The 15,146-nt window shown below is 58.9% G+C and carries 9 protein-coding genes and 1 pseudogene; 2 read left to right on the top strand and 8 right to left on the bottom strand.

Translation table 11 applies throughout. From position 1 onward, the window contains the following. Window positions 1-1,118 precede the first annotated feature (1,118 nt). The 5 genes from xopAG to H8A95_RS22875 form a co-directional block, all read right to left on the bottom strand. A complete protein-coding gene (gene xopAG / locus H8A95_RS22895; protein WP_229185128.1) occupies window positions 1,119-2,504 on the bottom strand; it encodes a XopAG/AvrGf1 family type III secretion system effector in 1,386 nt (461 codons plus the stop codon). Between the two features lie 797 nt (window positions 2,505-3,301). Next, entirely contained in the window at window positions 3,302-3,814 is a 513-nt protein-coding gene (locus H8A95_RS22890; protein ID WP_229167535.1) for an Hcp family type VI secretion system effector, read from the bottom strand. A gap of 192 nt (window positions 3,815-4,006) precedes the next feature. Continuing rightward, window positions 4,007-4,366 (bottom strand): hypothetical protein, encoded by a 360-nt coding sequence (locus H8A95_RS22885; RefSeq protein ID WP_229167536.1) that lies wholly within the window; start codon window positions 4,364-4,366, stop codon window positions 4,007-4,009. Next, a complete protein-coding gene (locus H8A95_RS22880; RefSeq protein ID WP_229167537.1) occupies window positions 4,363-5,862 on the bottom strand; it encodes a type VI secretion system Vgr family protein in 1,500 nt (499 codons plus the stop codon). Before H8A95_RS22880 ends, H8A95_RS22885 begins: the two co-directional genes overlap by 4 nt. Before the next feature lie 827 nt (window positions 5,863-6,689). Then, the gene (locus H8A95_RS22875) at window positions 6,690-6,917 is read right to left on the bottom strand and encodes a hypothetical protein (protein ID WP_229167538.1); all 228 of its coding nucleotides are present in this window, start codon (window positions 6,915-6,917) and stop codon (window positions 6,690-6,692) included. Window positions 6,918-7,498: 581 nt separating this feature from the next. On the opposite strand from H8A95_RS22875, the gene H8A95_RS22870 reads away from it, so the two are divergent. Both H8A95_RS22870 and H8A95_RS22865 read left to right on the top strand, forming a co-directional pair. After that, the gene (locus H8A95_RS22870; RefSeq protein WP_229167539.1) at window positions 7,499-8,764 is read left to right on the top strand and encodes a hypothetical protein; all 1,266 of its coding nucleotides are present in this window, start codon (window positions 7,499-7,501) and stop codon (window positions 8,762-8,764) included. 219 nt (window positions 8,765-8,983) lie between these two features. Beyond that, window positions 8,984-9,247, top strand: a pseudogene (locus tag H8A95_RS22865) (transposase); the annotation flags it as partial. A 277-nt stretch (window positions 9,248-9,524) separates the two neighbouring features. Here the strand turns inward: H8A95_RS22865 and H8A95_RS22860 are convergent. The 3 genes from H8A95_RS22860 to icmH all read right to left on the bottom strand — a co-directional run bounded on the left by H8A95_RS22860 (window position 9,525) and on the right by icmH (window position 15,145). After that, window positions 9,525-10,394 carry a serine/threonine-protein kinase gene (locus tag H8A95_RS22860; RefSeq protein WP_229167540.1) on the bottom strand — a complete coding sequence of 290 codons (870 nt, stop codon included), beginning with the start codon at window positions 10,392-10,394 and terminating at the stop codon, window positions 9,525-9,527. A 292-nt stretch (window positions 10,395-10,686) separates the two neighbouring features. Beyond that, complete coding sequence (gene tssM / locus H8A95_RS22855) at window positions 10,687-14,253, bottom strand: type VI secretion system membrane subunit TssM (RefSeq protein WP_229167541.1); 3,567 nt, start codon at window positions 14,251-14,253, stop codon at window positions 10,687-10,689. A 13-nt stretch (window positions 14,254-14,266) separates the two neighbouring features. After that, window positions 14,267-15,145 carry a type IVB secretion system protein IcmH/DotU gene (icmH, locus tag H8A95_RS22850; RefSeq protein ID WP_229167542.1) on the bottom strand — a complete coding sequence of 293 codons (879 nt, stop codon included), beginning with the start codon at window positions 15,143-15,145 and terminating at the stop codon, window positions 14,267-14,269. Window position 15,146: the final 1 nt, after the last annotated feature.

Below are 15,146 nucleotides of genomic sequence, written 5' to 3'. Positions count from 1 at the left end.
GGGCCGTTCCATACATGTCGCGCTATACGTGCGCTTCGTGAGGGTCTCCTACGTCACCGAGGACGATCTTGCCGCGGCTAAGACGTCCGTGCGCAACTAGGAGGCGGCGGAGTTCGCCGACTTCCTGGCAACCCGCTGGCAGCCTTGGGACACGCTGGTGAGCCGCATCGCACCCGAAGCTTATGCTGCGAAGGCCGGATGGGCGAGGAGTTGGAGAGCCGATTGGCGCAACGGCTGGCTGATCATCAGCCGACCAGCGACGCCGACCCGCCCATCCGAGCCCGAATCCGCAACGAAATTGTCCGCGAGATCAAGGGTGAGCTCATGCAGAAGGTGCTCGCAGAGCACGGCCTGGAAAGGTTGCTCTTACCTGACAACTCCCGCCACGGGGTAAGCCCTCATGCGCGGCGGCGATCAGGGTGAGACTCCAGCCAGATTGTCGCGCTATACCCTCTGGTCTGCCATCCCGCCTAACGCGCAATCGGCGATCCGCTGAAATGCCTAACTGGGGCGTCGCCTGGTGCTCCCTATTGCAGATCGCTCCCCGTCGCGCGGCGGCATTGAAGCCTGTCGCGATCTGCAGAAAGACATCGCCCGCCTCGGCTGCGATATCAGCGGTTGCCATCGCAAGGACCATTGCCCGCGGATCATATATCCTAAGAACGACTTTAGCCGGTCTCGGGCCAAAATTGGCGGCGCAGGCTCGACAACCCCCGTTGTCGCCCAAACCGATACAATTGGATAACGGAAAACAGCGCACTGGTGATACCGCCCTATGACGCGACAGTATCGAGCAAGCGATAACAGGCCAGCCCTATTACGCGAAATCAAGCAACTATACTCCGCGCAGTCGATCACTGCGTCATTCCGGATGACTGCGGCACCGTCATCGCCCACTTCTCGTTTTTGGAGCGCGACCAAAGTCTTTTCTTGAAATTACGACATGCGGATTGCGTCCCCGCCTCATCGTTCGCTCGAACGAGCCGCTTTTTTCATTCTCCCGGATTCGACCTCCAGCGTCTCGGGACGCATCTGTGCAATGAGATCGGATCCAACTCGTCTTCCAGCTCTGATCGCCTCGAGAGCGTCGTATCGCTAATGCTCGGTTCCTTACGGCGTCAACTCTGCATCGAGAGATATCTACCGCCGTAATACTCTTGCGCGGCTTTCCGACACACTGCCTCGTAGAACTCGTCCGCGTCTTCGATTGCATAACCAGCGCCAGCGAAGCAGCCTCGTGCCACCTCGTGGAGCGTATGCCTTATTGACGTCGTATCGTCGTATACGGCGTTAAGACACGCGACGATGACTACGACCTCCTCCTTCGAAAGGCGCGGCTGGCCACTCATCAAGCGCGCGTGATTGATGCAGGCGACCGCGTTGGCGCACGTGAACGAGTCGCCCAATCCCGAGCAGTCCTCGAACCCATTGCTCTGCTCGTTCAACTTGACGTGCGCGATGGGCAGATATTTCAAGTCATCCATCTTAGCGTAATTCAACTCCTCGCCTGTCACGCGACCATGACGCGACCGCCTCTCCTGGAGCCAGCCGTCGAGTTGGTGCAGATTCGGCCCAACCCAACTTTTGTTGCGTTTGAGCGGGTTCTTATTTGGATCTTCAAACATAAAAGTCGCATCGAGCCTGCTGGTTTCCGCCCGTGACAGCCAGCCTTGCTCCGACAGGGTCTGCATCACGACGTTCTCAGCGTGTCCCCAATGCTCATCCGCAGCGTAGACCTGCCTGAAGTTCAGGATGGCTTGGCCGGCCGCGAACTGGACCTCCTCTCCGAGACCGCAATCCTTGTCGAGCAGCGCCTCGAGCCTCTCGATACATCGCTTGAAAGTTAGTCCCTTCTCGCTCTGAATGGCATCGTGGAAGTGCTGCATGCCCTTGTTCACGAACGGTTGCGTGATTGATCTTGAGGTGTAGCCGTAAGCACCAGTTTCCTCGTTGAGCACGCCCGTCAATGCGTACTTGTTCTTTTTGTCGTATAGCGGGCTCTTCGTAAGGTCCGGATCCTTCGGCACTTTCGGTGGCCTGTACTTGGCCACGCACTCATCCTTTACGAGATGACCCTTCATACAGCTCAGGTTCCGCACAAGAGCCGTGCGCGCCTCTGTGGAATCCACCAAGCGACCAACGTGTATATAGGTCGCCGCCCGGTAGTCGATCATCGTTACGAACAGGTTGTTACCGCAGGTACGGATTGGATTGAGGGGACGCTCATTGAGGCGCCGAGTGTCAGAATCGGCAGCGTGATACGACGTGTAGTACTCCCTTGCCTTCGCCTGAGCCAGTCTGAGCCGTTCGTTACTGGTGAAGCCCTTCTTCCCGTCGTGCAGTGATGTCGTAGAAAGGAAGAAGTTGTTTGCGACCTCATTATAGGCGTAGCCCGCGCCCGCGAGATACAATCCGTATTTCACTGCGCGCGCAACGTTTGGCCCGTCTCCGCTCCTGCCTTTCCCTCCGTCTTCATTATTCGTTTCCCTCCCGACCTGCCGCACCACAGAGCTCCTCCCACCTGGAGTTGCTACACTCCGGGCACTGACCGCAGCAAGTGAATGCCGCTCTCCATGGAGCGCAGTCATCGAACTCGGGGCCTCGGCCTGTCCGCCGACGATTTGCCAAACCTGGGAGCGAAGCGCAGCAAGTGAATGGTCCGCTTGGTGAGGCGCACTGAGGACGCTTGCCCCAGCCTGTTCGCCAACGATCCGCCAAACCCGGGAACGTAGAGAAGCAAGGGAATTGCCCATTTCGCGGAACGCAGTCATCGAGCTAAGCTGTCAGGCAGTTCACGAACGATCCGCCGGCTGAGTGGCGAACATCGTCAGGGCTGGTTATTCCCAATTCACATCTCATGCTCGTCAATCACGGCCATGATGCAGGATCAACAGCACGATTGCGGCTTCTCTTGGCGCGCGCGACATTTCGGTCCGAACACGATCGACTTGATGCACCGCGAGATCCCAAGCCACCAAATGAATCGGTGGATTTTTGCCGCGTGTCTACGTTGTGCGTCGGACAATATGTTCGAGCCGCAAGCATATGAGCCCGGCTTGCTCAAACCACCTGGTCACCGCACCCATTGTAGGAGCCAATGCCGCAGGCTTATCCAACACTCTGTTAAGCGAAGCTGGACCAATCTACCAACTCCTCGTCGTGTCCACACACTGCCATGAAGCAGACCCGGCATGACCACCTCGAAGGCCCGGACGCGTCGATGCGGGCAATATATCCACCATTGCCCGCTCGTGCCTCGGACCAAGTCATCGCCCTTCGCTTCGCAAACCTGACAGGGGGGTTACCATTTATCCTCGCCGCTGGTGCTGCCGGGAACGTGCTCCCATTTCACTTCTTTGTAGGTGAAGGACCAGTCTTCCATGTTTTGAAAGAAATTGTTCTGCGGATTGATCGTCAGCGGCACATAAGCCTTGCCTTCGACTAACGTCGCGTTCTTCCAGCTTATTTTGAAGAAGTTCTGCGGCTGCGGCATTCCCCCGGGGTCGGTGCGATAGAACTCGCAAACCACATCTTCGAGCACCTCGTTTGTTGCCAGCGCCTGCCATAGCAACGGCGAGGCACGATCGAAGAACTTGGTGAAGAGCACCGGCCGGTGGTTGCGAGCGCCCGTGGCGACACCGCTCGTCGCGTCGCGTGGAACGATGATGCCACTGGTGAAAGCGACGACGGTGATCTTCCCTTGCTTGTCCGAGTCACCCTTGGCGACCTGCCCAATGCTATCCGGCTTGGAGGCATCCTTCGAGATGTCACCCTGCTTCTTTCCCTTTATTTTCAAGTAGGCTTCAAGGGACACTTTGCCCTCCTGTTTTCTGACATACACCGGCACGCGCCGGCGCGATGGATATCGCAAAATCCATGCCAAGAGCGGTGGCTATCCGCTACCAAGTATCGCGAGCCTTCCCGATCCGACGGCACAGCGCTGCGCGGTCGTCCAGACACCGGCACCATCGAGCGACGACATCGTCGCGATCGTGACAACGAGCTGTCAGGGCGTAACCGCGCCGACGTGCTTCAATTGACACGAGACATCGAGAAATGCACGCGTGGCAACGTCGAGGACGGCCCGCCCGGTCACACCGTAACCCGTGCCGTTATCGACAACGACACTGCCCTTCAGCGCGTAGACTAGCACCGCGCGAGGGCCGCGTTGTTCCTGCCCGAGACAGTGCGTAGACAATTTGAGGCGCAATTCTCGTCCATCACGAAGCCGTTGCGACCGAATGCCATCGGCCGATGGCGGCGGCATGTCGATCGATGCTGTCGGCAAGATGGTTGCGCGTGCCGCATCAGCGACCGCTTCCAACAGCGGGTCGATCTCATGAGTCGCTGGACGCCAGGCGGTCATAAGGCGCCAGAAGGTGACGCAGGTCCGTCGTAGATTTCGATCGAGGCGCCAGATTGCGACTTGAGGCGATTGAACAAGTGCGTGTCCGAAGTCACTCCTCCCTTCATATCGGGGTTGTGGACCGCCCCGATCACGACTGGTCGGTCAATGTCGCCGTTCAAGTAGCCGACCATGACTTCCGTTCCTGGCACCAACGGACAATGCAAGCCGGTTTGATTCGGACCTACATAAGGTTCGAGTTTGCGCACGTAGTCGCTGCCAGCGCCTTTCGCCAGTTCCTCGGCGAATGTAAACTGCAGCCTGTAGCGTCCCTGGTCGTCAATCTCGGCCCGCCCATTCCAGGCTTCTCCATCGACCGTGGCGGTGTGAAGGCCGACGCCCAGAGGCACAGGCGTCATCGCAACCGGTCGATAAGGCACGTCCGAGCGGATGCAATGGACCATGTTCTGGTAGGCTCGCCCATTCTGCATGGCTGCATGGAATCCAGTCGGGGCCGGGCAATAGGCCGAGTGATCCGCGGCGATAACGAGATACTTGCCATCGAAGCGGGGATGGCCCTCGAGTTCGAAGATGACGCCAGCTCGCAGCTCCGGCGCGTCGCTGTGAGCGATGTACATTGTCTGGCCGGCGCAGATCTGTTCGACCCGGATCCGGGCCAGGGCGGTCGCTTCGGCTTCGTTCGCAAAATGCCCACCGAAGCGCGAGGCCTTGCCCACAAAACCGCTGCCTTGCCCGACCTGCTGATCGACAGAGACGACGGAAGGCACCGTTTCATTATAATCGCGGAACGCGATCGTCTTTGTCGAGAGAACCCGGCGCTGTCGGAACGAGCGAACGGCGCTTTCGTCGACGCTTCGCGGTGCCTGCCGCTCGTGCGCGCGCGCGTAAAGAATCCTCGACTTATCGCCGAACTTGACGTTGGGAAAGGCCAGATTCTTGTCGCCAAAAACGACGGTTTCACCGTCCTCTTCTTGCTTGAAGAAGTAGAAAATTCCATTCCGTTCGCAAAGGCGCGAAATGAACGTCAGATCACTTTCGTTGTATTGCACAATATAATTTCGCTTCGGATAGCGATCAAGATTGTATTCGCTGGGAATTGCGATGCTCACTTTGCCCAACTGCAATTTGATGATGTCCTCGACACCCACGGGTTGGTCAGGGCCATAAATGCGGCTTGCAACGGAGAGCTCGGCGACCGCAAAGCGCGGTCGCAGGACAAACTGGAGCACCCGCAGGTCGGTCACCGTAGGGTCGAGTTCCTCGATTTGGGCGCACAGGCCCGAGGCAAGCCATCGCCCACATGCGGTTTTGACAGACAGCGTGGCGCGCTCGCCAATCAAAGAGCTGGTATCGACATCGCTCGATGTCGTGGCGTAAATCACGTAGTTAAACGGCAAGGAAATACACTCCGTGCCCTCGAAACCTTGGACGTTGAGCTCAATGCTGCGCTTGCCGCGAATGTCCAGGTCAATGCTGAGATTGGATTCGTTGGTCATCGGCGCACCAAATCAACTGCGGCAGTGCTAACAACGCTTGCCACAGTGCCGCGGAGCAAGGGGCCGCCTGGGAGCCCAAAACACCTAGTGCAAACGATATCTCACGTTCCCGACCCGTTTTACGACGGCAGCAAGCGCCGACAACGGAGGCAGACTCGGGACGATCGAGGACCAGGCGAACTCGCCGACAGGCTCGATACGGTCGCGTCGATGCCTGAAGCGAGCCCGCCGTTCCGCGGGCGAAATGGTAGGCGGCCAGCCAGCCCGACGTCAGTTTCTCGTTGCCATGAATAAGGTATCGCGATTGGCTGGCGCCGCATGGTGCACGTTCCAACCGTGCATCTGGCGTCCTTGATTGTGAAGAGTTCATCGCCTCTCCAATGCTCCGAGCGCAAGACGCATCTTGCGGTGATCTTTGCCCCTCAGCAAGGGACCGACAGCCGGGTGGTGCATTTCGAATTGGCTCCGGCACTAGCATTGGCCACCTCGCGTCATTGTTGTGAGCCCAATCGACTGGCCCATGCACCTGTTGCGTGTGGCTCAGGTACGGTGGGGATATGTCGGGCTTCCTTCTCGAAAACGATGCGCGTGGGTTCAAGGGAAAGCGAGCGTCATTCGCCCAGCGGTTCGTGGACTCTGTGCATCGGTGTTTCTGCATTTCAATAGCAACAGTTGTGCCAATGGGCATTTCCTCTTTGAGCTGCTGTTCAGGTTCTGAAAAGCTGCGGTTTGCCAGATTAGTGTTCTCAAGCTGACAAGGCCGGCGCGACTGTCAGACACCCCACAAGGAGTCAAGCTGGCCCAAACCCCAAGGTTCTTTTGCTGCATCACATGATTTGTCGATCGGGAAGAACCGCTACTTTTGAATAACCGACTAGCCCGAGATGATCGGCAAACGACATTCGACGCTGGAAGATGCGTCTTTGACGGGTAATGGCGATGCTGCTTGCTGCTACCACGCTGGAAATAGCGTTACGGGTCTGAGAATTGCCCAGCAAAAGGGCATGTCGACAATGGTCGTAACCGAACAGACGCTCCAGACTGGTCTGTTTCACTTCCCGGCATCGCGCTCGAATTGGATATCTTCTCCCAGCCTAAGCATCTCAGAAAGGCGCGACGCGCCTTACGCTCGTAAGAGGGGAGCGTTATGATCAGTTCAGGCGCGGCGCCGAAGATAGTTCAGGCGCGGCGCCGAAGATTGCGTCTCCTGTCTTCGAACCGATTTGGATGGCCGTGATAACTCCAGAGCTACCGAGGACGCGGACATTACGACGCGAGAGGACGCCCACGGAGTGCCGGACAAAGGAAAGGGATCCAAGCGGCAGAGCGTGGGCGGCAGATGAGCCGCGGCGTGAGCCTCTCGTCTCTCAGCGATTGCCTTCTATGAGCGAACGCGAGAACGGGTATCAAGAAGCCCAGATGATTGTGGTCGTCAGAGTTCTCGTGGTCATCGCGGCATGTATGGCCCAGCGAGCAAGTATGGGCTGCGGGAAGATTGATCGCCGAAGGAGCGACGGCAAATCGCGCTGCTTTTCAATTTTAAGGCATCGGGCTCAACCGAACTCACGTAACATGCGCGCTTCGGATCGAGCGAACATGTCTCAACGCTGCAATTGCACATTTTTCGGAGGTTCGCGTGAGCGACAGCAGCAGCGGCTCCAATCAGTGGCCGCGCCCCTATCAGGTGGATACGCAACTCTATGGCGACTTCTGGAACTGGCTTGCTGCGAAGCTTCCGCGCCGCCGCTCCTACGGTGCCGCCCTGGCCGCAGGCGATATATACGACTTCCTCGCGTGGATCCGCGAGACCAACAGACCCCCAATGGCCGACCGGATTGCGCTGTCATCGTCGGACGCCGACGTGCAAGCCTATGCAGCTGACTATATAGGGCGCGATGTACCGCTGATGGGTGGGTTTCGTGACCGCCTGCTGAACTTGCGAGATATGCTTCGGGACCTGCAATTTGAGAACTGGGCTCGTGAAAGGAACTTGATGTTTCAGGCCATTGAGGGGGCTAGGCCATCGTCGTCGGACAGCCGTCGCAGCTCTACCACCGATAGCGGTAGCATCCATACCACCGACAGCAGCAGATCCAATCGGGGACCCGCCCCTTATGACGTGGATTTGCCACTCTATGAGGACTTTTGGAATTGGCTTACTGAGAAGCTCCCGAACAGTCGCTCCCGCGGCGCCGAACATGCCGCTGACGATATGAGCGATTCCCTCAGGTGGATCCGCGAGACCAACAGACCGCCAATGGCTCACCGCATTGCGCTGCCGTCGTTGGATACGGACATACAAGCCTATGTACGCGACTACATAGGGCGCGACGCACCCACGATCGGCGGGTTTCGTAACCGTCTGCTGAATTTGCGAGATATGCTTCGGGATTTCCACCAGGTCCAATTCGAGAACTGGGCACGTGCGAGGGGGACGATGTTTCAGGGCTTCGGAATTGCCGGGCCACCGTCATCACCACTGGCACCACCCACAATGCCGTCGGGTGGACCGATCCTTACAGCCGGCGCAGAGGCTAACCCGGCACGGCGTGACTTCGGAGTTTATGTCCTCCCCGGTTGGCGAGGCGGCATTGCTCCGGACCCGCTGATCGCCGAATTGCGAGAAAGCGGCCTCCTTCCGACGTCATTGCGGCCACAAAGTGTGCTTATCAACGGTGCACGCTATGCTGCGCTATTGTGGCCAGGTCGGGCGCCCGTAACGCCAAATAATCCGCAAGGCGAAAACGTTATCCTCACGCCTGGATACAGGGAATTAGGGCTCCAACCTCACCCTCGAGTTGAGCCGATGAACCAAATCGGGCCATTGCCCGATATCGCGATATCGGAGAGAGTGCCGGCCGTAACTGGATCCACGGCCCGCGCGTGGCCGACGCCCGCCTGATCAGCGTACTGAGAGAGTTCAGACTGCCGCCGACCCGTCAGGTCCCAATGCGTCGGCCGTGAAGAAGCTTTCAAACGGTTGATCTGGGGTCGATTTTCTGGGCGAGAGGGTTGTTGAGATTGCAAGGTTTTGGGGCTTGAGGGCTCGGAAGCTTGCAATTTCGTTTTTGGATTCCCTAGAATCGCGAGCCGTGATTGCGTCGTTGCATCGGAGGGCACGATGCGACCCAAGGATCGACGCGACACGGGACAGACCGATCTGCTGCGCTCGCGGCTGGACGCGATCATTGATATGGGCCACCCGCTGGTGAAGCTGGCCGGGACGATCGACTGGTCGTTCCTCGAGCAGAAGTTCGGAGCGGTCTATGAGGACAAGCCGGGGCGCCCCCCGCTGCCGACGCGGCTGATGGCAGGGCTGGCCATTCTCAAGCACACCTACGATCTCTCCGACGAGGTCCTGTGCGAACGCTGGCTGGAGAACCCCTCACATGGGGAATTGGGTGTCAAGACAAGATGCACCTTTTTCCAACGCCTCATCCGATGGCTCAGGCTTTTGTTGCGCCAAATCATAGCCGCGACCTTCCCGAAGCCCTTGATCAATCCCGCCTGAGATCATGGTTCTTCACGGACGACCAATGCCCCTTTTTCTACATCCACCGCGAGCGATACACAGCCGAATCGAGGCCCGACGGCCGCATCCTTGTCATCCATCGACTCTAGGCTTGCCAAGGGGACGCGCTGGCTGCGACCAGAGGCATCGGCTACCCCCACCATCGATAGAGCCAGCGCGGGCAGGCAAGCCGCCGGACGAACTCACTGACGGTGTCGATCCGGTCGCCGCGGTTGAGGGCAAGGCCCGAAGCGAGCACCCGCCATTGCGCTGACGAAATAGTCGGCGGCGGAGCCGGTGTGAGATTTGCGTTAAGTGCCTCGTTGGCTGGCCGCTGCGCATAAGGGTGGTTGCCAGTCAGGGTCAGATAGGCGACCACTGCGAGAGAATACACATCGTCGCTTTCTGTCCGTGGCTCACCCATCAGCATCTCCGGCGACGCATAAGCCGGTGTCAATAGTCCAATGTCGTCGAGCAAAGTGGTGGCCCTGTCGCGTTGCGGCGGAGGGTCGAGCATGAGGACTGTCCCAAAGTCTACAATCTTGATTTCGCCGGTCGAGGTCATGAAGATGTTTCCCGGTTTGAGGTCGCCATGGACGATCCCTAGACTGTGCATGTGAACGAGGCCCTGCCCGACGGCGCGGACGATCTGAAAGGACACGGAGGGTGACAGCGGCCGTCCCTGACGATCGGCCAGGACCTGCGCCAGCGAGCGGCCCTTCAAGAGCTCCATGACCAAGTAATGGTACTTGCCGTCGTAGTCGGAATCGTAGATCCTGACCAAATTCCGGTGTACGCAGTCACGCAAAAGACGCGCCTCGCGGTGCAATAGCTGTACTAATTTCTGGTGCATCTTCGCATGTGGTTGGATGACTTTCACTGCGACTTCTGGACTTTGTTCACGCGCCCACAGGCCGGTCCGATCGATCGCACGATAGATGGTGCTGGTACCGCCCTCGCTAATAACCTCTGCCAGGTCGAAACGGCCGCCGAGCACGTATCCCGAGGGGACCTCACTCACAGCACAACCTCAAGTAGGCATTCTATGATCGCACTCATGTCGTTGGTCGCCTGTTGCGCAAAAGCGCAAGGCAGGACCCCGCCCGTCGGAACGTCGACTGCCAATAATCCGCTGAACTCATGATACGGTGTTGCCGTTACGATCTAATTGCGGCCTACCTGGAACGTGTCACCTGCTTACTCATCGCCACCAGGGGCGGCGTACCAGCATTGCGGCGGACCTCACCGCTCCCACCAAGATGCCGCCAGCGGCATATGCTCGCCTCCTGCCTACAAAGCTGAGAACTCTCCTATCATAGGTGATCCGGACATCGGAACGAACGAAGGACACCCAAGCTGAACGGATTGCTTACACTTTCCGCCCGCAATTCATAGGTCACGTCAGGCCGGTCGGGTCGTCCGATCGTGATCGTGAAACGGTCGGGAGCGCCACGCGAGGTGGGTCGCGAGGCATCGATGAGACGGAACAGAGCCCAAGGGCCTGAGCGCTCAATCCTCTCCTCGGTTCCGTCCAGAGAAGCAAGGGCGACGGAGGCCGTGCTTGCATCGGTTCGACTCGGCCATTCAAGGTCGTAGGCACGGGGCGCCTCGTGACGATAGACGATCTCCTTGCCATCCATGACAAAAGTCGCGCGCAGAAGTTTAGAGGCGAGATAGACGGGCTTGATGCTGAACTTCACGGCCGGAGCGGAACCCGAGCCGCTGAAAAAGGACATGCGAATCTCTCGCGCGCGTTGAAATTGAGCCAGGGCATCGGCATGGATCGGCGCCGTCGCGCCGTCGATAGTTGCCAGCCCAAAGCCGGTTCTGCCCTCGATGACGAATGGCGACAGGTACTTCTGAAAAAAATCATCGAGGATACCGCCAGGGCGAAAGAGATCGCTGAAGTCCTTTAAGGTTACGTCCTCGGTCGCGGCCGCAAACAATGGATAACGCTGGTAGACGCCAGCCTGGCAGATCGGCACCACCTCCCGTGTCCACACGGCATTGACGTGACCGTGTGCCTGTCGAAGCAAGACGCTCCATGTCGAGAGCGCGATGTCGTTCATGATGGTACGAACCAGTTCGGGCCGTAGCGCTGAGTCAGCGCGCAAGATGCCGAAGGCATCGTTGCTCGGATCCTTGATACGTCGCTGAAAGAGCTGAAATGCGGCCTGGCCGGGATCGGGCGCGGTCGCGATGTTGGCCATCGTTGCATACAGGCCGCCGAAAAGATCGCGGATGTGATCCATGCTGGCCGCCTGTCCCGAGGCTCCGCCTATGCCCAGTTGGACGAGAGGCCGGAAGGCTTCGGTGATCCGTGTTCCCGGCCAGGGGGCGTCGCCGAATGCCGCTGAGAACACGGCGGCCGTTGTCTCCCCCACCTTCGCCGCGGTCTGCTCTCCGGGTGGAGGCAGGTTCGTATTGTCGCGTACGAGGAAAATGATCTGCTGCAGTGCGCTTTCCGGGCCGGCCAGCCCACGCAGGATCGCCGATGCACGCTGCATATCGTCGAATTTGACGATGCGGACGCGGCTCAGCGCGCTTGTCCAAATACGAATGTAATCGGCAACATAGCGATCGACGACCTTGCGCACGATCTGTTGCGTATCGGCCGCGTCGAACGAGCCGTTGGCAAGGACCCAGTCGCCGCTTTGCTCGTCCTGGACAATGAGTGGAAGGCGCGGCAGCAGGAAATCGATCAAACCATCCCGTGTGAAGATGCCCGGGATGATCGCAGTGCCGCCCGACGAAGGGAGATCCTGCTGACCAATTGCGGGGAAAACAGCTTGGGGCTTTATCTCCAGCTGGCCGGCTCCCAGCAGACTGACCATGTCGATTGGCCGGAGCTGCGTGTTCTCAGCGCCTTCGCGCAAAAGCCGGGCGTAGACCTGCTCGACGAGCGGACGTTCCATCAGCCGCAAGCCCGCCGCAATCACGAATTTCCGGCCGCTCGTGATGGGTTTCGGCAGCAACTCGATAAGACGTGAAAAATGCTCCTGCAGTTCGCCAGCTGATATCGTCTCGAGCGCAAACGTAAGCGCCACTTCACTGCGCATAGCCTGTTCGACTTTGCCGCGATCGAAATGCCTCGGATCGCCCAGCATCAAATAGATGCGGAACATTTCCTTGGTTTGATCCAGCAGAGTATCGTTGCCCGACCGCAATAGCGCATCAATCCGAACGGCAAGCCTTCCAGCAAAAACAGGCAGCAGGCGGTCGACCAGAATCTGGTCATAGGTTTGTTGCGCAGCTGGCGCGAGCACCGGGGCGGCCGAAATCCCGAGACCGCCAAGCCATGCAAGCCAAGTGTTCTCGCCAGCTGCCAGACACAGCCGGCGCGCGGAATTGAGGGTGGGCAGGAGCTTGACCAGATCCAGCGGCTCGCGTACCTCCTTGAGGCGCGCTTGCAGTGTCTGTGCGGCCATTCTGGTTTCAGCGATGCGTGCTTCGCTGCGAGCGAATGCGTCGTACCACTGAGTCAGCGCGGCGACCGCCAGTATGACTGCCGCGAGGTAGCCACCGCAGTGCACGATCGCGAGCTTGCGTTCGAGTTTGAGATTGCGACCGACCAGCCCCTGCTCAGCGAAGATCACGTCGGTCAGCAACTTTCTGATGAAGAATGTCTTTCCCGGCCCGATGGACGGCGTGGGTGGGCTAGCGTGCACACCGAAATTCCTTCTGATCGCACCGCTCATCGTCTCGATCGGCACTCCTTCCTGAGCAGCGCTAGTCAAGTAGACCCCGCGCAGCATCGGTTGCACTTGCACTTCGAATCGGCTGGGCCGGAAGATCTCGCTAACGAAGGCGCTGACCGCGGTCCGGATGCTCCACAATTCTTTCGGGAACATATACATCATTGCACGACGGTCATGATTACGTTCGTCATGCATGCGGAACGCCAAGTTGGCCTCGAGTCGCTCGGCAAGTTGCTGAATCTCGAGGGTTACGGCGTCGTCGATGTGATCGCCTGGTCCCTCGAGAGGAAAGGTCTTGCCCCAGACCTGGGCACGACCATCATGGTCGAGATCGTCGAAATACTCGGTGAAGCCAGGTACCAGATCGCATTTGGTTACCAGGACATAGACCGGAATACGCATTCCAAACGTCTTGGCGAGCTCCTGTATCCGCGAACGAATCGACTGGACAAGCCTGCGCCGGTTGTCATCGCTCGATAAGAGATCGCGCAGGCTAATCGCAACCAAGATCCCGTTGATCGGTCGCCGGCGCCGATGCATGGTAAGAAGATCGAGAAAGCCGTGCCAGGCCGCGCGATCGACCTCGGCATCCGTATCCTGTGTCGTATAACGGCTTGCCGTGTCGATAAAGACTGCCTCTTCGGTGAACCACCAGTCGCAGTTTCGCGTGCCGCCGACGCCCGCCACTGGATCGACGCCGAGCCGTTCGGCCAGCGGAAACTCGAGGCTCGAGTTGCGCAGGATCGTTGTCTTGCCGGCGCCCGATGGTCCAATGATGATGTACCAGGGCAACTCGAACAGATAGCTCGGTCCGCGCTTGCCGGCGAACACTGTATCGCGCAGGACCTTCAGCGCGTCCTCGAAGCGTCCACGGATGAGATCGATCTCCTCCTCGCCACGATTTTTGGAGGTCGTGATGAGGGCCTCGCTCGCCATCAATGACTTGATAACGCGTCGGTTAGCACGGTGCGCCAGCCAGTAACGGACAAGGATGATGACGAGGACCGTCAGGGAGAGGCAGCCGATTGTGGCCGCGCGAACTGCCTTCGAAACCAGCGGATGCTGATCGAACAGGTCAAAGTGGGGGCCGCCGAACCAAATCATCGCGTCGACCAGCAACAAGGTGACCAGCGTGATGATGCCTCGAACCGAAAAGAGGGCCGCGAATCGAGCGCCAAACACCTGCACCTCCTCTTTAGCGTGGTCCGGACTGGCCGATCATGACGAGCAGCTGCTCAACGGGCGCGAGTTCGTCCGATAGACGCCAACGGAAGACACCGTAGCCGATCAGCCCACTGACTGCTGCGGCGGTGAAGATGATCCATAACGGCATGTAGCGACGCACCCGCGTACGTACTTTGGCGCCGCGCCATCGGATCGATAGTTCGGCCGGTGGTTCGCTCGTATAATCCCGCAATAGACGCCGAACGTCGGAACGCAGGTCTTCAAGCCGCTCGCGGCCTCCTTCCACCACGCGATATTTGCCCTCAAACCCCATCAACAAGCAGATGTTGATGAGCTTGAGCAAGGCGAGATACTTGGCCGGCTTTGCCTGCACGCGTTCGAGTATCTGGAAAACCTTCTCGCCACCCCACGTCTCGTTATGGAACTGGTTAAGCAGACTGTTGTCACTCCAGGCGCTCTCACGGCCCCAGCGCGTGGTCATCACCGCTTCGTCCAGCAACGCGCATATCACATAACGGGCGGCTGTGACATCGCTGTCGCTCACCTGATCTTTGGCCACACGCGCCTCGAAGCGGCGAATTTGCTCGACAATTACGCGACGCAACACGCCTATATCGGCTTCGTCGACGATGCGAAGCTGCGCGACGACCGAAAAGAGCGGTGTCGCGGCCGCGACCAAGACGTCCTCCACTGCCTTTGGCTCGAACAGGCTTTGCACGACGATCTCGGCATGGTTCGCTGCCCACACCTCGTCGGATTCAGATACAGGCGACGACAGAGCGCCTGTCGGGAAGGCGATATTCGGCGCAACGCAAGCGGAGGATTGCCCCACTTGAGTGTTACGAGCCGGACCGACTGGCCTGCGTCCGATGACTGTCGGTTCATCCATG

The sequence above is a fragment of the Bradyrhizobium oropedii genome, assembly GCF_020889685.1.
Taxonomy (GTDB): domain Bacteria; phylum Pseudomonadota; class Alphaproteobacteria; order Rhizobiales; family Xanthobacteraceae; genus Bradyrhizobium; species Bradyrhizobium oropedii.
Note: the sequence above shows the minus strand (reverse complement) of the source record. Positions and strands in the feature narration are given on the sequence as shown.